This is a genomic window from Hylemonella sp. P2_B10 (assembly GCF_056404875.1).
In genome coordinates this window covers 422,121-443,849 of record NZ_JBFUDE010000003.1, presented here as the reverse complement: position 1 = coordinate 443,849, position 21,729 = coordinate 422,121, and the positions used below count along the sequence as shown (strand labels likewise).

The 21,729-nt window shown below is 65.0% G+C and carries 14 protein-coding genes; 5 read left to right on the top strand and 9 right to left on the bottom strand.

All coding sequences use genetic code 11. The annotated features are described in order from the left end of the window. Positions 1-15 precede the first annotated feature (15 nt). The 4 genes from AC1DX2_RS14470 to AC1DX2_RS14455 all read right to left on the bottom strand — a co-directional run bounded on the left by AC1DX2_RS14470 (position 16) and on the right by AC1DX2_RS14455 (position 3,794). Positions 16-750 carry a TetR/AcrR family transcriptional regulator gene (locus tag AC1DX2_RS14470; RefSeq protein ID WP_477197063.1) on the bottom strand — a complete coding sequence of 245 codons (735 nt, stop codon included), beginning with the start codon at positions 748-750 and terminating at the stop codon, positions 16-18. Positions 751-962: 212 nt separating this feature from the next. Beyond that, the gene (gene slmA / locus AC1DX2_RS14465; protein WP_477197062.1) at positions 963-1,616 is read right to left on the bottom strand and encodes a nucleoid occlusion factor SlmA; all 654 of its coding nucleotides are present in this window, start codon (positions 1,614-1,616) and stop codon (positions 963-965) included. Between the two features lie 119 nt (positions 1,617-1,735). Beyond that, positions 1,736-2,626 (bottom strand): acetylglutamate kinase, encoded by an 891-nt coding sequence (argB, locus tag AC1DX2_RS14460; RefSeq protein WP_477197061.1) that lies wholly within the window; start codon positions 2,624-2,626, stop codon positions 1,736-1,738. Positions 2,627-2,690: 64 nt separating this feature from the next. Then, complete coding sequence (locus tag AC1DX2_RS14455; protein ID WP_477197060.1) at positions 2,691-3,794, bottom strand: MraY family glycosyltransferase; 1,104 nt, start codon at positions 3,792-3,794, stop codon at positions 2,691-2,693. Between the two features lie 203 nt (positions 3,795-3,997). Here AC1DX2_RS14455 and AC1DX2_RS14450 point away from each other — a divergent pair, with 203 nt between their 5' ends. Next, positions 3,998-5,614, top strand: a complete 1,617-nt coding sequence (locus AC1DX2_RS14450; RefSeq protein ID WP_477197059.1) for a M10 family metallopeptidase — start codon at positions 3,998-4,000, stop codon at positions 5,612-5,614. A gap of 43 nt (positions 5,615-5,657) precedes the next feature. On the opposite strand, the gene AC1DX2_RS14445 is transcribed toward AC1DX2_RS14450, so the two are convergent. From AC1DX2_RS14445 to AC1DX2_RS14425, 5 genes are read right to left on the bottom strand one after another with little or no spacing between them, the layout of a single operon-like run. Continuing rightward, complete coding sequence (locus AC1DX2_RS14445) at positions 5,658-7,031, bottom strand: TolC family outer membrane protein (RefSeq protein ID WP_477197058.1); 1,374 nt, start codon at positions 7,029-7,031, stop codon at positions 5,658-5,660. Between the two features lie 4 nt (positions 7,032-7,035). Then, entirely contained in the window at positions 7,036-8,409 is a 1,374-nt protein-coding gene (locus AC1DX2_RS14440; protein ID WP_477197057.1) for an HlyD family type I secretion periplasmic adaptor subunit, read from the bottom strand. Between the two features lie 37 nt (positions 8,410-8,446). Continuing rightward, on the bottom strand, positions 8,447-10,189 hold the full coding sequence (locus tag AC1DX2_RS14435) for a type I secretion system permease/ATPase (protein ID WP_477197056.1): 1,743 nt from the start codon (positions 10,187-10,189) through the stop codon (positions 8,447-8,449). A 20-nt stretch (positions 10,190-10,209) separates the two neighbouring features. After that, positions 10,210-11,967 (bottom strand): type I secretion system permease/ATPase, encoded by a 1,758-nt coding sequence (locus AC1DX2_RS14430; protein ID WP_477197055.1) that lies wholly within the window; start codon positions 11,965-11,967, stop codon positions 10,210-10,212. Beyond that, positions 11,964-12,560 (bottom strand): hypothetical protein, encoded by a 597-nt coding sequence (locus AC1DX2_RS14425; protein WP_477197054.1) that lies wholly within the window; start codon positions 12,558-12,560, stop codon positions 11,964-11,966. Before AC1DX2_RS14425 ends, AC1DX2_RS14430 begins: the two co-directional genes overlap by 4 nt. A gap of 200 nt (positions 12,561-12,760) precedes the next feature. Here AC1DX2_RS14425 and AC1DX2_RS14420 point away from each other — a divergent pair, with 200 nt between their 5' ends. The 4 genes from AC1DX2_RS14420 to AC1DX2_RS14405 are packed head-to-tail and all read left to right on the top strand — an operon-like array spanning position 12,761 to position 21,729. After that, entirely contained in the window at positions 12,761-14,926 is a 2,166-nt protein-coding gene (locus AC1DX2_RS14420; protein ID WP_477197053.1) for an O-linked N-acetylglucosamine transferase, SPINDLY family protein, read from the top strand. A gap of 59 nt (positions 14,927-14,985) precedes the next feature. After that, positions 14,986-17,775: a tetratricopeptide repeat protein gene (locus AC1DX2_RS14415; protein WP_477197052.1), complete on the top strand. Its 2,790-nt coding sequence runs from the start codon at positions 14,986-14,988 to the stop codon at positions 17,773-17,775. Next, on the top strand, positions 17,768-19,657 hold the full coding sequence (locus AC1DX2_RS14410; protein WP_477197051.1) for an O-linked N-acetylglucosamine transferase, SPINDLY family protein: 1,890 nt from the start codon (positions 17,768-17,770) through the stop codon (positions 19,655-19,657). The genes AC1DX2_RS14415 and AC1DX2_RS14410 overlap by 8 nt, the downstream gene beginning before the upstream one ends. Next, complete coding sequence (locus AC1DX2_RS14405) at positions 19,654-21,729, top strand: tetratricopeptide repeat protein (RefSeq protein WP_477197050.1); 2,076 nt, start codon at positions 19,654-19,656, stop codon at positions 21,727-21,729. Before AC1DX2_RS14410 ends, AC1DX2_RS14405 begins: the two co-directional genes overlap by 4 nt.

The following is a 21,729-nucleotide window of genomic DNA, read 5'->3' as shown; positions in this document are numbered from 1 at the left end:
CTCCTGGTCTATCTGTTAAGAGGCGATGGTTGATTTCTTGGCCGCCGGCGTCTTGCCGGTGCCACGGGTCTTGGGGGCCGCCAGGGCAGCCTGGCTGCCATAGCGCTGAAGGATGTTGTCGAAACCGGTGTGGGCGCGCTCAATGGAACCCGGGCGCTTGAGGAAGCGCGCCTCGTAGTGCAGTGCCAGGATCAGGCCGTGGATCTCGAAGGCCACCTGGTTCTCGTCGGCGTCTGCGCGCAGGTGGCCCTCTTCCTTGGACATGACCACCGCACGGTGCACGGCGGCCAGCCAGGTCTTGACGGAAGATGCCAACGCGTCGCGCACCGGGCCGGGCCGGTCGTCGAACTCCACCGCGCCGCTGATGAACACGCAGCCGGACTGGATCTCGATCGCCACGCGCTTCATCCAGTTGGCAAACAACGCCTGTACCCGCGGCAGGCCGCGCGGCGCGCCCAACGCCGGGTAGAACACCTCTTGCTCGAAGCGGTTGAAGTACTCGCGCACAACAGAGATCTGCAACTCCTCGCGCGAGCCGAAGTGGGCAAAGACGCCAGACTTGCTCATCTGCGTGGCGTCGGCCACGGCGCCTATGCTCAAGCCTTCCAGACCGACCTGGGTGGCCAGGCCCATGGCGGCCTCGACGATCAGCATCTTGGTCTGCTGGCCCTTTTGCGAGGCCCGCACCGAGCGCGAAGCATCGGCCACGCTGGCGCGCGCGGATTTGGCGGTCAATTCCGATACGGACATGCTGATCTAAATAAAACGAACGATCGTACTATTTTGCAGCAATTTGAGGGCGATGTGTAGCGTCCCAACGTTTTAGAGGGCGATTTCTAACCGGGGAAAGGGTTTACCCGAGCGACAGGCATTACAACGTGCACAGGCAGCTGGGCGACCCCAAGCCTGCACCCGGAGCGCGGAAACCTCAAAGGGAAATCAAAAAAGGGAAGAACCCCAGCTCAGAGCAGCAACGCCAGGCTGGCGTCCAGATGCTCGGACGGCAGCCGCTTGAAGCCTGAGCGGGCAAAGCGCTGCAGCCGGCCCATCACGAAAGCGGTCAGCGCCGAGGCCTGCACCTGGGCATCCACGCTGGGGGTGGCGGAGTTGCCCTGCGCGGCGGCGCCATCGCGCAGGCCCTGCTTCAGTGTGGCTTCAATCTTGTCGAAGAACTGGTTCATGCGCTGCTGCAGGCGCTCGTTCTCGAACACCAGCGCGTCGCCCACCATCACACGGGTCATGCCGGGATTCTTCTCGGCAAACTGCACCAGCATGGCGACGATCTTGCCGGCATGGCGGCTGCCGCTCTCAGCGCCGGCCTCGCGCTCGGTGATCTGGTTGATCAGCGAGAACACGGTCTGTTCGATGAATTCAATCAGACCTTCGAACATCTGGGCCTTGCTGGCGAAGTGCCGGTACAGCGCCGCCTCGCTCACTTCCAGCCGCGCGGCCAGCGCGGCGGTGGTGATGCGCTCCGCCCCCGGCTGCTCCAGCATGGCCGCCAGCGCCTGCAATATCTGCACCCGTCGCTCGCCCGGTTTGGGGCGCTTGCGCGTCGGGGCGGCGGGGCTGTCGCTGGATTCGGATATGCCGGCAGGGAGTTCGGTGTCAGACATGGTGCAAAGCCAGAATGTGCAAAGATTCTCTCACAGCCCCAGCCCAGGGTTTTCGCGGGGGCCAACGCTCACTTTCCGGCCCATCCCTTTGCCACAGTGGGCGAGCGTGGGGGCACACATCAATGCGAACGGATCATGGTGCCATAAGCCTGCTCGGTCAGGATTTCCAGCAGCATCGCATGCGGCACCCGGCCATCGATGATGTGCACGGCATTGACGCCGCTTTTGGCAGCGTCCAGCGCCGATGAAATCTTGGGCAGCATGCCGCCGTGGATGGTGCCGTCGGCGAACATCTCGTCGATTTCGCGCGCCGTCAGATCGGTCAGCAGCTTGCCGGCCTTGTCCAGCACGCCGGGCGTGTTGGTCAGCAGCATCAGCTTTTCGGCACGCAGCACGGTGGCCAGCTTGCCGGCCACCACGTCGGCGTTGATGTTGTAGCTCTCGTTGTGCTCGCCAAAGCCTATCGGGCTGATGACGGGGATGAAGGCGTCGTCCTGCAGCGCCTTGACCACGCTGGGGTCGATGGACACGATGTCGCCCACCTGGCCGACGTCATGCTCCTTGGCGGGGTCGTCCTTGTCGGGCATGCGCAGCTTTTGCGCGCGAATCATGCCGCCATCGCGCCCCGTCAGGCCGACCGCCTTGCCGCCGGCCTGGTTGATCAGGCCCACGATGTCCTGCTGCACCTCGCCCCCCAGCACCCACTCCACCACTTCCATCGTCTGCGCATCTGTCACGCGCATGCCCTGGATGAACTCGCCCTTCATGCCCAGCCGGTTCAGCGCGTTCTCGATTTGCGGACCACCACCATGCACCACCACCGGGTTGATGCCCACCAGCTTGAGCAGCACCACGTCCTCGGCGAAATCGGCCTGCAAGGCGGGATCGGTCATGGCGTTGCCGCCGTACTTGATGACCATGGTCTTGCCGTGGTACTTGCGGATGTAGGGCAGCGCCTGGGCCAGGATTTCAGCCTTGTCGCGCGGCGCAATGTTCAGGGTGTCGGTCATGGTGGGGGCCGTTCAGAAGCGGGACGGAAGGGTCAATTGCGCGCATTGTGCCGCAGATGGATGACTAGCGCCGAAGCCACCGCGGTACTTTGAAGCGCACGATCATCAGGTAGGCGCCGACATAGGTGGCCACGAACAGCAGGCAGAACACGATCAGCATGCCGGTGTTGCGCCACAGCAGCAGCGCCGGCACCACGGTCAACCCCGAGAAGCTCCACAGGTAGGGCGAGGTGCGGTTGTTGCGCATCAGCATGCGGCGCGCCTCGTCGTCATGGAACACGCTGCGCACGATGCGCCGGTAAATCAGCTGGTGGAAGTGCAACGCATCCGCCACGCCGGGCGAGACGCCGCGCGACATCTTGCGGTAAATGGAAAAGATGGTTTCCCACACCGGGTAGATCAGCAGCAGCATGGGAAACCACGGAGACACCTGCTCGTGCCGCTGTACCAGCGTGATGCTGGCAACGGCGATGACGATGCCCCACAGGTAGGCGCCACCGTCGCCGACGAAGATCAGCCCGCGCGGGTAGTTCCACACCAGGAAGCCGGCGGTGGCGCCCAACAGGCACATCATGATGGTCATCAACTGCCGGTCGCCGACCTGGAAGGCCACGATGGCCAGCGCCAGGCACACCAGACAGGCCACGGCGCCGGCCAGGCCGTTGTAGCCGTCGATGATGTTGAAGGCGTGCGGCAGGCCGCTGATGGCGACAAAGGCCAGCGCCACCGAGATCCAGGGCCAGGCGGCGAGCATGTCGTCCAGAACGGGCACGCCCAGGCGCACCACCGACACGTTGAGAAAGTAGCAGGCCATGGCCGCAGAGGCGGCCGTCATCAGCAACCGGTAGCGGGCCGACATGCGGTGCGTCAGGTCCTCGGCAAAGCCGCTGAGCACGGCGGGCGCGGCCACCAGCAGGAACATGCCCACCTGCTGCGGTTTCAGACCCACGTTCCAGTTGAACAGGCCTTCGTCAAAGTACGCCGCCACCAGGTACACCAGGGCCAGCGCCAGCGCCACCGCAACGCCACCCAGGCGCGACACATGTCCGGCGTGGAAGCGCTGCGGCTTGTCCTTGGCGTAGTGGTACGGTTGGGTGTAGCGGCTGCGCATCAGCACCACACAGGCCGCCAGGGCCAGCCAGAAAGCAAAAACGGTCAACGCCAACATGGGGACGGGTGCTTGTTGTTCTATGCAGGGCAGGTCTGTTGGCCTCGCCTCAGAGGAAAAGTTACAACGCGATTGCGGATTATCGATGCCGGGCGGCGCGGCGGCGCCATCCCTGCCTCTATGATATTCCGTCGACCCACTGCCTTTATCCACAGCCCCATGATGCCAGGTTCCGAACACGCCGCCCACCCCAGGGCCAGCGCATGAGCACACCCATCGCCAACAGCGTGGCATCCGTGCGGGTCGACCTGTCGGGCAACGCGCAGCTGGACGCCCTGCTGGAGGGCACCAAATGGGGCGGGCCGGCGGGCACGGCGGCCACACTGGACTACAGTTTTCCCACGGCGGCCAGCACCTGGGCCAGCGGCTACGGTGACGGCGAGCCGCTGGCCAAGGTGACCGGGCTGACGGCGGAGCAACAGGCGGCGGCCGTGAGCACCATGGCCGCCTGGGCGGCAGTGGCCAACCTGCACTTCAACCCGGTGGCGGACACCGCCAGCAGCGTGGGCGACATCCGCTTTGCCGGCACCAACAGCAGCGGCATCCGCAATTCGCAAGCCTATGCCTATTCGCCCAGCAACGTGCCAGAGGGCGGCGACATCTGGTTGAACCCGGGTGCCTACTGGGACGGCTACAACCCGGGCGACTACGGCTATGCCACCTACCTGCACGAACTGGGGCATGCGCTGGGCCTGTCGCACCCGTTTGGCGGCAGCATTGGCGGCGTGCTGCCCATCGCCGAGGACAGCTACAACAACTCGCTGATGAGTTACACGGCGCTGGCGGGCTACAGCGGCTCGTACGTGAACTTCAACCCCACCACGCCCATGCTGTATGACATCGCGGTCATCCAGTACCTGTATGGCGCGAACACCAGCTACCACGCCGGCGACGACACCTACACCTTCCACCAGGGCCAGAGCTACTACCAGACACTGTGGGATGGCGGTGGCACCGACACCATCGCCTGGGACGGCGCCACCCAGGGCGCCACCATCGACCTGCGCCCGGGCCACTGGAGCGACCTGGGCAACCCGTTGCAGTTCAATGACGCCAGCGGCAAGCCACTGGCCACGGTGGGCCTGGATATGGCCATCTACTACACGGTGACGATAGAAAACGCCATCGGTGGCGCGGCCAACGACACGCTGATCGGCAACCCCGTGGCCAATTTGCTGAGCGGCAACGGCGGCAGCGACACCCTGCTGGGCAACCAGGGCAATGACACGCTGGACGGTGGCAGCGGCATCGACGTGGCGCAGTATGACGGCCGGCGGCGCGACTACACGCTGAGCCCCAGCGCCACCGGCCTGACGGTGACCGATCAAACCGGGACGGACGGCACCGATCTGCTCAGCGGCGTCGAGCGGCTGCACTTCAGCGACGGCTGGTGGGCCATGGACATGGCGGCGACCGCGCCCGGTGGCGAGACGGCGCTGCTGCTGGGCGCGCTGGGCGGGCCTTTTGCGCTGAGCAACGGGGCGCTGGTCGGGGCCTTTCTGGCCTGGTTCAGCACGCCTGCAGACGTTGCAGCAGCTGCCCTGCCTTCCCTGCTGGATGCGGCCAATTACCTGGTGAGCCTGCAGGTGCCGCGCGATCTGGCGGGCGGCGACAGCCATGCGGCCCTGGTCAAGCTGTTGTACACCAACATCGTCGGCGCAGAGCCCGACGCCAGCACCCTGGCCAGCTACACCAGCCTGCTGGACAGCCATGCGCTGACACCGGCGCAGCTGCTGGCCACGACGGCGGCGCTGCCACTGAACCAGGCCCATGTGGGTCTGGTAGGCCTGGCAAGCACAGGCCTGCAATACGCACCCTAGCGGCGCAAACCGGCAAGGTGGCTGGCCGCGGCGGGCCTGACCGTCAGTGCTTCAGCGCGCTGTTCACCTCTGCCACCGCCTGGGTGTCGGCGGCACCCACCAGGGCCATCAGGCGTATGCGCGATACCAGGTAGAGGTAACGCGCCTGCGCCAGATCTCGCAGCGCCGTGGTGCGCTGCTGCTCGGCATTCATGATGTCAAGCTGCGTGCGCGCACCGGCCTGGAATGACTTGCGGCTGGACACCACCAATTGCTCGGCCGAGCGCACGGCCGCTTCCAACGCCTTGATCTTGGGTGCGTTCTCCGTCACGCCGCGGTACTCGCGGTTGACGCGCACGCCCAGATCCAGCCGCTGCACATCCAGCGCCTCTTCCGCGCGGCGCACGTCGGCCATTGCGGCGCGCACCTGAGAGTTGACATAGCCGCCGGCATACAGCGGAACATTCAGCTGCAGGCCAATGGAGTTGTCGGTGTAGCGGGACAGCGGCGAGGTCGTATTCTCACTGGTGCTGCGCTGCCATTGCACAATGGCATCCAGCGTGGGTTTGTGGCCGGCCTTGGCTTTGTCAACCTCCAGCCGCGAAGCCTCCAACTGCGCACGCAATTGCTTCAGCTCGGGACTGGCCTGCTCGGCACGGTCGGTCCAGCTCTCCACGGTGCCCATGGCTGCCACATCCAGATTCAGCTTGATCGGGTCCACCGGCGCCAGCTCGTCCACCGGCTGGTTGACAATGGCCTGCAGTTGGCGCCGTGTGTAGCCCACGTTCTGCCGCGCTTCAAGCTCCTGCGCAATGGACAAGTCCAGGCGAGCCTGCGACTCGTCGATGTCGGTGCGAATGCCCGAACCGGCGGCAAACATCTTGGTCGCGGCATCCACCTGCGTGGTGTAGAAAGCCTTTTGCGCCAGCACCAGATCCAGTTGCTCCTTGGTCAGCAAGGCCTCGAAGTAAGCGCCGGCCACCCGGGTGGCCAGGTTCTGTTCCTCGCGCTCCAGCGCCGCTTCGCTGTCTTTCACCTGCTCCTTGGCCTGCCTGAACTGGGCCAGGTTGTAAGGCCGGTACAGCGGCTGACGCAACTGCACCGTCTGGTTGGAGCTGATGTATTCCAGCTGCGAGGTGTTCTCCTGCCCCAGGAAATTGGGGGCGATGCTCTCCAGCCGGTTCTTGGTGCGCCCGAGACTGGCGGACAGGTTGGGCAGCAGCTGTGAACGCGCCTGCGGCAGGCGCTCGCGCCCCACATCGGCTTGCGCACGCGCCGCCAATATCGTGGCGTCCTGCTTCTGCGCCGCCTGGTAGGCCTGCAGCAGGTCCATGGCCGATGCCGACAGGCCCGCGCAGGCCAGCGCGCAGCCCAGCGCCAGGCGCTTCAATGACGTCGCATGCGCCAGGGCACTGCGAGGGGGTTGACGATTCAGCACGGCTTCACTCCTCTTTCATCGACGCTGCCAGGCGCTTGGTCAGCGGGTGCAGCAGGTAAGTCAACATGGTCCGTTCACCGGTGATGAACACCAGCTCCACGGGCATGCCGGGCGTCAGGGTGCGTTTGCCCAGTTTCTTGTAACCTTCGGCGGTCACAACCACTCGGGCCAGGAAGTAAGGCTGGCCATTCTGCTCAGCCAGCTGGTCGCCAGAGATCGACACCACCTTGCCTTCCACCACCAGTTGCGGCGAATTGGCGAAGGAGGAAAAACGCACGTCCACCGGCAGGCCCGCGTGGATCTTGTCCACCAGGTGCGGCGCCACATGGGCTTCCACCAGCAAGGCCTCATCCACAGGCACAATGTCCATCAGCTTCTGGCCTGGCCCCACCACACCACCGACGGACTGGAACGCCAGCCCCACCACCTGCCCGGCCACCGGCGCCTTGATGTCGATGCGTCCAAGGTCTTCGGTGATGGCGCGGAACTTTTGCTCCTCGCCAGTGGCTTCGCGCGAAATGTCGTTCAACTGCGTCTCGACTTCCTTGCGGTACTCCTGCTGCCGCGACACCATGCGCTGGCGCAACTCGCCAATGGCGCGCTTGGCGCGGATGGTGTTGCCCTGCAGTTCCATGATGCCGGAGTTGGCTTCGGCCGACATGCGCTCCAATTCCAATTGGCGGTTGCGCGGCGCATAGCCTTCCTTGACCAGCCCCCGCGTGTTGGTCAATTCTTCGGTCAGCAAGCTGAGCTGGTTGCGACGGTTGATCAGCATGCCCTCGTAGGCGACGATCAATGCCTCCTGACCTTGAATGGACTCCTCCACCCCCTGCAAGTCCGCACTCAAGCCAGCTCGCCGCGCCGTGAACAGCTGCTCCTGGTTCATCATGGACTGGCGAATTTGCGGGTCGCTGCCCGCCGCCACCACGTCCGGGTGGAACGTGACCTTGCTCTGCCCCGCCTGCTCGGCACGCAGCCGGCTCTCCATCACACGCAGGCCCAGGTAGCGCTGCCGCTCCGCCTCGTAGTTGGCGCGGATGACGGCCGGATCCAGCCTCACCAGCACCTGGCCCTCCTTCACGCGGTCCCCTTCCCTGACCAGCACTTCCTTGACAATGCCGCCGGTCAGGTGCTGCACCGCCTTGCGTTTGGTGTCGATGGCAACCACGCCAGGACTGGGCACCCCTTCGTCCAAGGGCGCAAAGCCGGCCCACAACAGGAAGCCACCCAGGCCCAGGGCCAGTGCCCACAGGCCCAGGCGCGCGCCACGGCTTGAACGTGCCGCTGCCTCCAGCGCGGTGGAGTCCGATTCGTCCACGGAAGCATCGGTGACGGGCAGTTTGGCCTGCAAGGTTTTGACTAGATCCAGTTTGGTCATGACAGACTCGTTTCGAAATTTGACAGAAAGTGGGACATCAGGCCATTTGCGGGGCAGCGCCCGGCACGGGGGGCGTTGCCGCCGGCATGGCGGGTCGTTGTGGCTGAAGGGCGGCAATCACCGCATCACGCGGCCCCTCGACCTGGATCTGGCCGTCGCGCAGGATCAGCAGACGGTCGGCAACGGCGATCACGCCAGGGCGGTGCGAAATCAGGAACACCGTCTTGCCCTTGAGCTTCAATTCCTGCACCGACTTGACCAGCGCCTGCTCACCCGCCTCATCCAGGTTGGCATTGGGCTCGTCCAGGACAATCAAGGCCGGGTTGCCGTAGACGGCGCGCGCCAGGCCTATGCGCTGACGCTGGCCACCGGACAACAGGTTGCCGGCCTCGCCAATGGGCGTGTCGTAGCCTTTGGGAAAGCGCAGGATCATTTCGTGCAGACCGGCGCAGCGTGCGGCCTCAATCACCTTCTCAGGATCAACCTTGCCGAATCGGGCAATGTTTTCAGCAATGTTGCCGTCCAGCAATTCCACGTCCTGCGGCAGGTACCCCAGGTGCGGGCCCAACTCCATCCGGTCCCAGCCTGACAGCGGCATCTGGTCCAGCAACACTTCGCCATTCACATCCGGCCAAATGCCCATCAGCACCCGCGCCAGCGTGGACTTGCCCGAACCCGAAGGGCCAAGGACCACCGTCACGGTGCCGGCAGCAACGCTGAAGCCTATGCCTTTGAGGATAGGGGTGGCACGGCCCGGGGCAGTGGCGACCACGTCGCGCAAGGCCACCGCGCCCGTGGGCGGCACCCGGTGCAAGGCCTCATCGCGCTCCGGATAGCCCATCAGCAACGCCTCCAGGCGGGTGAATGCCTCGCGGGCCCCAGCCATCTGCCGCCATCCCCCCACGATCATGTCTATCGGCGACAAGGCCCGCGTCATCAGCACGTTGGCGGCGATCATGCCGCCCGGGGACAGCTGCCCGTCAATCACCAGCATGGCACCGGCACCCAGGGCCAGGGACTGCTGCGCATAGCGCACGAACTTGCTGATGGCGCTGATCCTGTGCGTCATGTGCTGGGACACGGTGCTTTGCGTCAGGTAGTCCTGGTGCCGGCGCGCCCAGCGCTGCTTCAGGCTGTTGATCATCCCCATGGATTCCAGCAATTCCGCATTGCGCAGCTTGCTCTGCAGGAAACTGTTGGCCTCCACCTGGGCCATGGCGGCCTCCTCGGAAGGCGCCAGCGTGCGGCGCTGGCCAAAGAAAGCCAGCGCGACCTGGATCAGGCCAAACACAATGCCCAGCACACCCAGCCAAGGGTGCAGGAAGAACAGCACCCCCAGGTAGATGGGTGCCCAGGGCGCGTCAAAGAAGGCAAAGATGCCGGTCCCGGTGATGAACTGGCGCACCTGCAGCAGGTCACCAAACGCCCGTTGCGGGTTGGTGCCCGTCTGGCTGAGGTGGGCCTCGAAACTGGCATTGAACACCTTGGTGCTGAGCTGGTTGTCCAGACGCACACCCGCATGCACCAGCAGGCGCGAGCGCATCCAGTCGCACACCGACATGATGGCGAACAGCACCAGCGTCAACAGCGACATGGCCAGCAGCGTCAACTCGCTGCGGCTGGACATCACCCGGTCGTAGACCTGCAACATGTACAGCGTGGGCGACAACATCAGCACGTTGGAGAGCAGGCTGAACAGGCCCACCATCACGAACTCGCTGCGGAAGGTCCACAACACCTGCGTCAGCTCGCTGCGCTGGAAGAACTTGGGAGTTTTCATACGATTGGCTTCACATTCGATCAAACAGCGGGGCTGGCCACCGCAGCGCCCGGGCCCGTGGCCGGACGCACCGCCGCCGCCTTGACTTGCTGCGCGGCCTCGGACAAGGCCTTCAACACCTCGTCGCGCGGCCCCATCGCCTGCACCTGGCCGTCCCGCAGCACCAACATCTTGTCGGCCACCGCCAGCAGGCTGACGCGGTGCGTCATGACGACAAACGCCGTGCCCTTGGCCTTCAGCTGGTTGATGGCGCTGGCCAGCGCGGCGTCACCCACCTCGTCCAGGCTGGAGTTCGGCTCGTCCAGCACCACGAAAACCGGTTCACCATAGATGGCGCGCGCCAGGCCCACGCGTTGGCGTTGGCCACCCGACAGCATGGCGCCGTCCCGGCCAACCTGGCTGTCATACCCTTGCGGCAACGACATGATCAACTCGTGCAATCCCACGGCGGTGGCTGCGGCCTCCACCTTGGCCATGTCCACAACGCCGAAGCGGGCGATGTTCTCGGCCAGGGTGCCGTCGAACAGTTCGACACCCTGCGGCAGGTACCCCACGTAGGGGCCCAGTTCGTCCTTGTTCCAGGTGAACACATCGGCACCGTCCAGCCGCACCTTGCCGGCGGCGGCCGGCCACAGGCCCATCAGCAGCCGCGCCAGTGTGGACTTTCCGGAAGCCGAGGGCCCGACCACCGCAATCACCTCACCTGGGTTCAGTGCAAACCCGACCCCACGCAGGATGGGGATGGTGCTGCCGGGCGCGCCGGCCATCAGGTTTTCCACCTGCAACACACCACGCGGCTGCGGCAAGGCCATGCCGACTTCCTTGGCCGGCACCGCGCCCAGGATGTGCTCAAGCCGGATGTAGGATTCCCTGAAATTGATCACCAGCTGCCATTGGGTGACGATTTGCACCAGCGGTGCCAGCACCCGGCCCCCCAGCATGGAGCCCACAATCATGTAACCGGCGCCGCCATTGAGCTCATTGTTCAACAGCAGGTAGGCGCTCAAACCCAGCAGCATGGAGCTGGTGACGTTCTGCACAAACTTCGAAGCAGCCTGGAAAATTGCGCTCTTTTCAGAGGCGATGGTCTGGAAATTCAGGAAGGCACGCTGCCTGACCATCCAGCGGCGATGGATGTCACGCAACATGCCCATGGATTCGATCACCTCGGCATTGCGCAAGCTGCCATCGGCATACTGCTGGGCCTGCATGGAGCCGCGGTTGGCGGCCGCCAGCGGCGGTTGTGTGGCGCGCTCATTCAGCCAGGCGACAAAGGTCTGCACAATCGCCGCCACCACGGCCGACCAGCCCAGGATGGGGCTGATGGCGAATATCAGCGCCAGGAACACCAGGGATACCGGCGCCTCCATCAGTGCCGTCAGCACCGGGCTGTGAATGAATTCGCGCACCACGCGCAAATCAACCATGGGCTGGATGCTGCCGCCGGGCAGGCGTTTGAGATTAGTCTCAAAGATGGCATTGAACACCCGCCCGTTCATGCGCTTGTCAAAAGCCATGGCGGCCTCATGCATGACCTCGGAGCGCGCCCACTCCAGCACCTCCATCAGCACGTAAATGCCGATGACCAGCACGGTCAACATCGCCAGCGTCATGTGGCTGCGGCTGTTCACCACGCGGTCATACACCTCCAGCATGTAGCCGGATGGGGCCATCACCAGCAAGCTGGAAAAGATGCTGATCCAGGCGGCCCGCTTGAAGAAGGGCTTCATCGCCTCAATGGCTTGGCGCAGTTCCGAAGGCGGTTTGCTCGGGTTCATGTTCTTGTTTCCTCAACCATCACATACTCTGGAAATGGGGAGCCGTCAGCTTCAGACGGCCCGGTGGAAGACGTCAGCGATTCAGACGCCTCGGTGGCTTGCTGGTGCAGGGGATCGGCGGGTTCGAGGGCGAACCCGAAAACCAGTTGGAACACGCCGTCGGGTTTGCGCGAGAGCACAATCTCACGCAACTTTTTCTGGTGGAAGTTGGCCTCGTCAGCCGGCTGCAAAGCCAGTTGGAAGCGCATGCGCCCGTCCAGCGTGTACATGGACAATTCACCACCCTTCACGCTCAGCGTGTGGCGGTCAAAGTAGACCGGGCAGTTGTCACCGAACTTCAGCAGCGGCAAGGTTTGCGCCCCCAGCTTGGCAACGTTGAATGGGCTGCCCGGCAGTTGGTAGACCATGCGGCTGGCGCGCGACACCGAATAAATGGCATTGCAGACCATCTGCGAGCCCATGTGCGGGAATTGCTCACGCAGGCGCTTGTAGACCATGTGGTGCAAGGCCACCCGGTTCCAGCACCGCGTATCCCGCACAATCGGCGCCAAGGCGTTGCAAACCTCGGCAAACGCCGCCTGCAAACTCTGCAAACGGGCGATTTGCTCTGGGCTGCCAGCCAAAGGGACACGCAGGATAAAATTCATATAGGATCGGATTTTAGCGCAGTCCTATATGAATTTTTGTATGCGATTGTAAAGATCGCCCCGAAGCCGACAGTGCCGACGAGGATGCGCCTAAGCAATTGATTTAATTTGGTTTTCTTCCTGCCGCCCGCGGCGGACAATTGGCCATGCCGTTGAATTCACCCACGCACGCAGAGATCCACGAACTGGTCTCGCTGTTCAACAAACGGCGTTTCGGCGACGCCGGCCGGCTTGCCCACGCCATGACGCAGCAGCACCCCGGGTTCGGCCTGGGCTGGAAGGTGCTGGGCGCAGCCTTGCGCCAGGACGGCCAGGCGCAAGCGGCGCTGGGCTGCCTGCAAAAAGCGGTTGCGCTGTCCCCGCAAGACGCCGAGGCCCGCAGCAACATGGGCAACGTGCTGATGGATCTGGGACGGCTTGACGAAGCGATCGCCAGCCATCAGCAGGCCGTGCAATTGCAGCCGGATTTCGCCCCGGCCCACAACAACCTCGGCAACGTGTGGCGGCAGCGGGGGCAATTGGCCAACGCCGAAGCAAGCTACCGCAGCGCCTTGGCCCTGAACCCCGGTCACGTTCAGGCCATGAGCAACCTGGGTCTGACGCTGAAAGACCAACAGCGCCTGGCCGAAGCGCGCGACATCCTGCTCAAGGCCACCCAACTCGACCCGGGCTTTGCGCAGGCCTGGGGCCACCTGGGCGTGACGCTCACCGACATGGGATGCCTGGCAGAGGCCGAGGCCGCCTTTGCGCAGGCCATCCGCCTCGACCCGCAAGACGCCTATGCCCACACCCACCTGGGCGTTGCCTTGCGCAACATGGCCAGGCTGGCCGAGGCGCAAGCCAGCCTGCAACGGGCGATTGCCATCGCGCCGGACCATGCGCAGGCGCACAACACGCTGGGTGCAGTCCTGAACGACCTCGGCATGCCGGAAGCCGCCATGGCCTGCTACCGCCGCGCGCTGGCGCTGGATGGCCACTACTTTGGCGCCATCACCAACCTGGCCACGACGCTGACCAGCCTGGGCCACTTTGAGGAAGGTTTGCGGTACTTTGAACAGGCCTTGCAGCTCAAGCCGGGCTTTCGCGAAGCGCATGACAACCTGCTGTTTGCGCTGAACTACCACCCTGACATGCCAGCGCCGCAGATCTACAGCGCCTACCAGCGGTTTGACCAGCTGCTGGGAGCCCCTTTGCTGCAGACTGCGCCAGCCGCGGCAAGGCCGGCGAGCCCCAGCCGGCGGTTGCGGGTGGGCTACCTGTCGCCAGACCTGCGCCGCCATTCCTGCCGGCATTTCGTGGAACCCTTGCTGGCCAACCACGACCAGGCGGCCTTTGAGGTGTTTGCCTATTCGGAGCTGGCCCACGAGGACGACGTCACCCAGGGCCTGAAGCGCCATTGCGCGCACTGGTTGACGACCTGGGGCATGACCGATGAGGCCCTGGCGCAGCGGGTGCGGGACGACGGCATCGACATCCTGGTCGACCTGGCCGGCCACACCGCAGGCAATCGGCTGGCGGTCTTTGCACGCAAGCCGGCACCGGTTTCCGTGTCCTGGCTGGGCTACGGCTACACCACCGGCCTGCGCGCCATCGACCACTTCCTGACCGACTGGCACATGGCGCCGAGCGGCAGCGAATCGCTGTTCAGCGAATCCCCCTGGCGGCTGGGCCGCGTGGCGCTGGCTTATCGGCCGACAGACGCCATGGGGCCAGTGAGCCCGCTTCCAGCCCAGCAACGGGGCTACGTGACCTTCGGCAGCTTCACCCGCGCCATACGCATCAACCACCACACGGTGCGCGTCTGGTCGGCGCTCTTGAAACGCGTCGCCAACGCCAGGCTGGTGGTAGACAGCCGTGACTTCCATAGCCCGCAGATGCAACAGCAACTGCTGGCGCGCTTCGCGGCCCACGGCATTGCCGCTGACCGCCTGTCCATCGGGCACCACAGCCCGCCTTGGGACCTGATGCGGGACGTGGACATCTGCCTGGACTGTTTTCCGCACAACTCCGGCACCACGCTGCTGGAAGGCCTGTACATGGGCCTGCCTTTTGTCACGCTGGCGGGCCGGGCCAGCGTGGGCCTGCTGGGCAGCGCCATCCTGCAAGGCCTGGGGCGGCCTGAATGGATTGCGCGCACCGAAGACGAATACATCCACCTGGCCAGCACCCTGGCCATGGCCCCTGACGCGCTCGCAGAGATACGATCGGGGTTGCGGGCTTCCCTGAAGGCGAGCCCGCTGATGGACGAGACCGGTTTCGCCCGCCAGGTGGAAAATGCATACCGCCAGATGTGGCACCAGCTTCACACGTGACATTGAACACACCCCCCTCTGCCAACGCCCTCGCCGCCCATCAGACCCTGGAGCAAGCCATGGCACATCACCGGGCCGGGCAATGGGAGGCCGCCGAACGCCTGTACCAATCGGTGCTGCAAGCCCATCCCGGGCATCCCGATGCCCACCACAACCTGGGCGTGCTGAAGTTCAGCCAAGGGCAGCCGCAGGCCGGCCTGCCGCACCTGAAAGCCGCGCTGCAGGCCAACCCCAAGCAGGCGCAATACTGGGCCAGCTATGCAGAGGCGCTGGCAAACGTGGGGCAGGCTGAAGCAGCGTTGCGCCTGATGGGCCAGGGCGTTCAATACGGCCTGGACAGCGAGACCATCCGCCAGCTGGCCGCGCGCCTGCGTGCCGTGACGCCGGCGGGTGCACCGGACGACCAGCGCGCCAACGCACTTCTGGCCCTGTTTCAGGCTGGCAACACCGCGCAAGCCGAGCCCCTGGCCCAAGCCATGGTCAGGGACTTCCCGCAATACCCGCTGGGCTGGAAATTGCTGGCCGCCCTGGCCAAGCAATTGGGCCGCCCGCAAGAGGCGCTTGATTTGCTCCATGCGGCGGTCGCCCTGGCGCCCGGTGACCCCGAGATCCACGGCAACCTGGGCAACACCTTGAAGGCCCTGGGGCGCCTGCCGGAAGCCGAAAGCCAATACCGGCAAGCGCTGCAACTGGCCCCAGAATATTTTGAAGTGCACGTCAACCTGGGCAACGTACTGAGGGAACTCGGCCGCCAGAGCGAGGCGCAGGACGCCTACCGTGTCGCCCTGCGCTTGCACCCGGACAATGCGGTGGTGCACAACAACCTCGGCCTGACCCTGCATGAGCTTGGGCAGTGGGCACAAGCCGAAATCAGTTGCCGGCACGCGACCAAACTGCAGCCTGGCCTGGCGGAAGCGCACAGCAACCTGGGCTTCATCCTGCGGGATCTGGAGCGCCTGCCAGAGGCGCAGGCCAGTTGCCTGCGGGCGCTGGCGCTCAAGCCCAATTACGCCCCCGCGCACAACAACCTGGGCAACGCACAGCAGGCCATGGGGCAGCTGGCGCAGGCCGAGGCCAGTTACCGGCAGGCGCTGGCGTTGCAACCCGGTTACGCGAAAGCTTTCAACAACCTGGGCAGCGTGCTGCACGAACTCAATCGGCCGGACGACGCCGAGGCCGCCTTGCGCGAAGCCCTGCGCATCCAACCCGGCTATGCCGAGGCCTTGAGCAATCTGGGTGCCGTGCTACACGACCTGGGCCGGTCCGTCGAAGCGATGGAATGCCTTCAACTGGCGATGCGCAACAAGCCAGGCCAGGTCGAGTCCCACAACAACCTGGGCATCTTGCTCAATGACCTGGGCCGCAGGGACGAGGCCATCACCAGCTACCAGGAAGCCCTGCAGCTCAGGCCACAGCATGCCGAATCGCACAACAACCTGGGCATCGTGCTCAACGACATTGGCCGGCAGGACGAGGCCATTGCCTGTTTCAAACTGGCGCTGCAACTGCGGCCGCAATACGCCGAAGCACACAACAACCTGGGTACGGCACTGAAAGACCTGGGCCAGTTTGATGAGGCCCTGGCCTGCTTTCACAGGGCCCTGGACATCAAGCCGGACTACCCGGAAGCCTATGACAACCTGCTGTTCGTGCTGAACTACCACCCGGACAAGAGCGCCGAGCAGGTGTTTGCCGCCTACCTGGATTACGACCGCCGGTTTGGGCACCCGCCCCAACGCATGCCGGCTGCGGGTGCGCCGCAAGGCGAGACCCGTCAACGCCTTCGGGTCGGCTATGTGTCGCCAGATTTCCGCCAACACTCCTGCGTCTATTTTCTGGAGCCCTTGCTGGCCGGGCACGACAGGCGCGCCTTTGAGGTGTTTGCCTATGCCGAACTGGCCGTCGAAGACGCCACCACCGCCCGCTACAAAAGCTATGTGGACCATTGGGTACCCACCCGGGGCATGAGCAACGATGTGCTGGCGCAGCGCATACGCGCCGACGGCATCGACATCCTGGTGGACCTGGCCGGCCACACCCGCGGCAACCGCCTGCCGGTGTTCGCGCGCAGGCCCGCACCCATCGCGGCCTCCTGGCTGGGCTTTGGCTACACCACGGGGCTCAAGGCCATTGACTACTTCCTCACGGACACGCAGGTTGCACCGCCCGGCAGCGAGCCGCTGTTCAGCGAAACACCATGGCGACTGGACGGCCCGGCGCTGATCTACCGGCCAGCCGCCGCCATGGGCGAAGCCGGCCCCCTGCCGGCGCTGGAAAACGGCTGTGTGACCTTTGGCACGCTGACCCGCTCCATACGCATCAACCACAAGACCGTGCGCGCTTGGGTCGCCATCCTGCAGCAAGTGCAAGGCTCCCGGCTGATCATCAACAGCGGCGACTTCCGCTCCCGCCAGAGGCAGGACGAGATGGCTGAGCAGTTCGTCAAGCTGGGCATTGCGCGCGAGCGCCTGCTGATCGGCCACACCCCCGCCTGGGACGTCTTGCGCCAGATGGACATCGGCCTGGACTGTTTTCCGCACAACAGCGGCACCACCTTGTTCGAAAGCCTGTACATGGGCGTGCCCTTCGTCACCCTGGCCGATCGTCCCGGTGTGGGGCGGCTGGGCAGCTCGATATTGCATGGCCTGGGGCAGCCCCATTGGGTGGCCGACAACGAAGCCGACTACGCGGCACGCGCTGTGGCACTGGCCACCGACCTGCCAGCGCTGGGCACGTTGCGTGCAGGCCTGCGCCAGCAGATGCAGCGCAGCGCGCTGATGGATGAGACCAGCCACGTGCGCCGCGTGGAAGCCGCCTACCGGATGATGTGGGAGCGTCACATTGGCTGAAGCCGAGCAACCCGACCCGCAAGCCACCGCGCAACTGCTGTCGCTCTACAACGCCGGGCAGTTTGCGCAGGCCGAGCCGTTGGCGCGCGCCATGACACAGCGGTTTCCCACCCGCATGTTCGGCTGGAAGATGCTGGGCGCATTGCTGAAACAAATGGGGCGCACCGCCGATGCCTTGGAGCCCATGCGGCAAGCCGTGTTGCTGGCACCCACCGACGCCGAAGCCCACAACAACCTGGGTGTCACCCTGAAGGAAGCTGGCCAGTTGGCCGAGGCCGAAGCCAGCTACCGGCTGGCGCTGGCCGCCAAGCCGGACATGGCGCAGGCCCACAGCAACCTGGGGCATGTGCTGGCAACCCTGGGCCGGTTGGACGAGGCACAAGCCTGCTGCCAGCGCGCCATCACCCTTCAGCCCGATCTGGCCGCGGCGCACAACAACCTGGGCATCACCCTCAGAGCCATGGACCGCTTTGAAGAAGCCAGCCACTGCTTCCAGCGCGCGCTCGACATCGCGCCGCGGATGGTTGAAGCCCGCAGCAACCTGGCCAGCGTGCTGGCCAACCTGGGGCGGTTGGACGAGGCGCTGCGCCACAGCCGCCAGGCGCTGGCCCTGCAACCCGGCTTTCGCCAAGCCTACGACAACATGCTGTTCGCGCTGAATTACCACCCGGACAAAAGCGCCGAGCAGGTATTTGCCGCCTACCAGGAATATGACCTTGCCTTTGGCCAACCCCAACCGGTTGACGGGCCAGCGCACGCACGCCAACGCGACATCACGCGGCGGCTCCGCATAGGCTATGTGTCGCCGGACTTTCGCGAGCACGCCATGCGCCGGTTCCTGCAACCCGTGCTGGAGCACCACGACAAGACCCAGGTGGAGGTCTTCGCCTATGCCGAGTACGCCTGCGCCGATGCGGCCACCACCCGTTACCAGAGCCTGGCGGACCACTGGGTGCCCACCCTCGGCATGACCGATGAGGCCTTGGCCCAGCGCATACGGGATGACCAGATTGACATCCTGGTGGACCTTGCCGGCCACAGCGCTGGCAACCGGCTGGGTGTGTTCGCGCGCAAACCGGCCCCAATTGCCGTCTCATGGTTGGGCTATGGCTACACCACCGGGCTGCGGGCCATCGACTACATCCTGACCGACGCCATCTGCGCACCCGCGGGCAGTGAAACCTTGTTTTCCGAAGCCCCGGTGCGCCTGAATCCCCTGAGCCTGACCTACCGCCCGGCGGACGGCATGGGTGATGTCAACACGCTGCCGGCACTGCAGTGCGGATACCTCACTTTCGGCACACTGACACGCGCCATGCGCATCAACCACAGGGTGGTGCGCGCCTGGGCGCAAATCCTGCACCGTGTTGCCGGCTCGCGGCTGGTCATCGACAGCAAGAACTACCGCGATCCCGCCATGTGCCAGCAGTTGACGGCGCAATTCGCTGCCCACGGCATTGCGCCCGAGCGCTTGTCCATTGGTTTTCACACCCCGCCATGGGACACCCTGCGCGGCATCGACATCGGGCTGGACTGCTTCCCCCACAACTCCGGCACCACCTTGCTGGAGAGCCTCTACATGGGCGTGCCCTACGTCACGCTCGCAGGCCGTCCCAGCGTGGGCCGCCTGGGCGCCGCCATCCTGACCAGCATGGGCTTGGAGGACTGGGTTGCCGACTCGGAAGAAACATACGTCGCCATCGCGGTGGCCCAGGCGGCAGACGTCGCACGCCTGGCGGCCACGCGCGCCAGCCTGCGCGCGCGCATGCTGAGCCATCCGGTGATGGATGAAGCTGGCTTTACCCGCAAACTGGAGGCCGCCTACCGGCAGATGTGGCGGCACGACCCCATGGATGCACACATGCCCGCACGCTCGCCATGACCGCCTCGATCACCCAGCACGACATCGACAGATTGGTGCAGTTGTACAACCAGCGCCGCTTCGAAGAGGCCGAGCCCATCGCAAAGGCGCTGACAAGCAGCCACCCACAGTTCGGCCTGGGTTGGAAAGTGCTTGGCATCGTGCTCAGGCGCCTGGGGCGCGGCCCCGAAGCGCTGTTGCCCATCGCGCATGCAGCCCGGCTGTTGCCCGGAGATGCGGAGGTGCACAACCACCACGCCGACATCTCGCGCGAGTTGGGTCAGTTTGCACAGGCCGCGTCCAGTTACCGGCAGTCGCTCGCGATTGCGCCGAACAATGCGGAGGTGCTTTGCAACCTTGGCAGCACGCTGGTGCATCTGGAAAAGCTGGCAGAGGCCATCGCCAGTTTTCAACGTGCCTTGGAAATCAAACCGCAGTACCCACAAGCGCTTTGCAACCTGGGCACCGCGCTGAAAGATCTGGGCCGCCTGGACGAAGCACAACTGTGCTACCGACAGGCACTGGGCATGAGCCCAGACCTCCCCGAGGCGCATGGCAACCTGGGTGTCACCCTGTACGGGCTGGGCCTGCTGCAGGAGTCCATCGCCTGCTACCGTCGCGCCTTGCAACTCAGGCCGGAATATGCCGAAGCCTACTGCAACCTGGGCAACAGCCTGAAGGACCTCGGGCACCTGGACGAGGCACTGGCTTGCTTTGGGCAGGCGCTGCGGATCAATCCGGCATATGCCGGCGCGTACAACAACCTGGGCGTCACGTTGAGTGATCTTGGGCACCTTGACGAAGCTGAAGCCAGCTACCGCAAGGCGGTTCAAGCCAAGCCTGACAACGCGGATGCCTACAGCAACCTGCTGTTCACGCTCAACTACCATCCCGACAAGAGTGACACCGAGATCTACGCCAGCTACCGCCAATTCGAGGCGCAGTTTGGCATGCCCCAACGCGCCAAGTGGCGCGCGCACGGCAATCCGGGCCCGGTGGGTCGGCGGCTGAAGGTCGGTTATGTGTCGCCCGACTTTCGCCAGCATTCATGCCAGTACTTCCTGGAGCCGTTGCTGGCCGGGCACGACAAGCGCGTGGTCGAGGTGTATGCCTATGCCGAGCTGACGCGTGAAGACACTGCCACGGCCCGTTTCAAAACCTATGTGGACCACTGGATTCCCACCAAAGGCGTCAGCGACGACGCGCTGGCCGAACGCATCCGTGCTGACGGCATCGATATCCTGGTGGATCTGGCCGGCCATACGCGCGGCAACCGCTTGCTGGTGTTTGCCCGCAAACCCGCCCCGGTGTCGCTCTCCTGGCTGGGTTTCGGCTACACCACCGGGCTGAGCGCCGTTGACCACTTTCTCACCGATCAGCACACCGTGCCACCCGCGGCCGAGGCACTGTTCAGTGAAGCACCCTGGCGTCTGGACCGTCCGGCTTTGGTGTATCGGCCTGCGCTGGGCATGGGCGAAGTTGGCCCGCTGCCGGCTTTGGAGCGCCGCTATGTGACCTTCGGCACCTTGAGCCGCTCCCTGCGCATCAACCACAGGACAGTGCGTGCATGGTCGGAAATCCTGCGGCAACTGCCACAGGCGCGCCTGGTGGTGGACAGCGGCGACTTCCGCAGCGTGCCCATGCAGCAGCGGCTGGTGCAGCAATTCGTGCAGCACGGCATAGAGGCGCAGCGGCTGAGCGTGGACCACCACAGCCCACCGTGGGACACGCTGCGCGGCATCGACATCACGCTGGACTGTTTCCCGCACAACAGCGGCACCACCTTGTTCGAGAGCCTGTACATGGGGGTGCCGTTTGTCACGCTGGCCGGCCGGCCCGGTGTGGGGCGGCTGGGCAACGCCATCTTGCAGGGTGCGGGGCTCCCGCAATGGGTGGCCGACAGCGAGGCCGCGTACGTGGCGCTGGCGGTGCAGCGCGCCACCGACCTGGGCGCGTTGGGTGCGCTGCGCGCAGACCTACGCACACGCATGGCCAACAGCGCCCTGATGGACGAAGCCGCCTTCGCGCGCAGCGTGGAGGCGGCCTACCGCAGCATGTGGCAGCGGTACCTGTCGCGGGCCGTCACGCCCTGA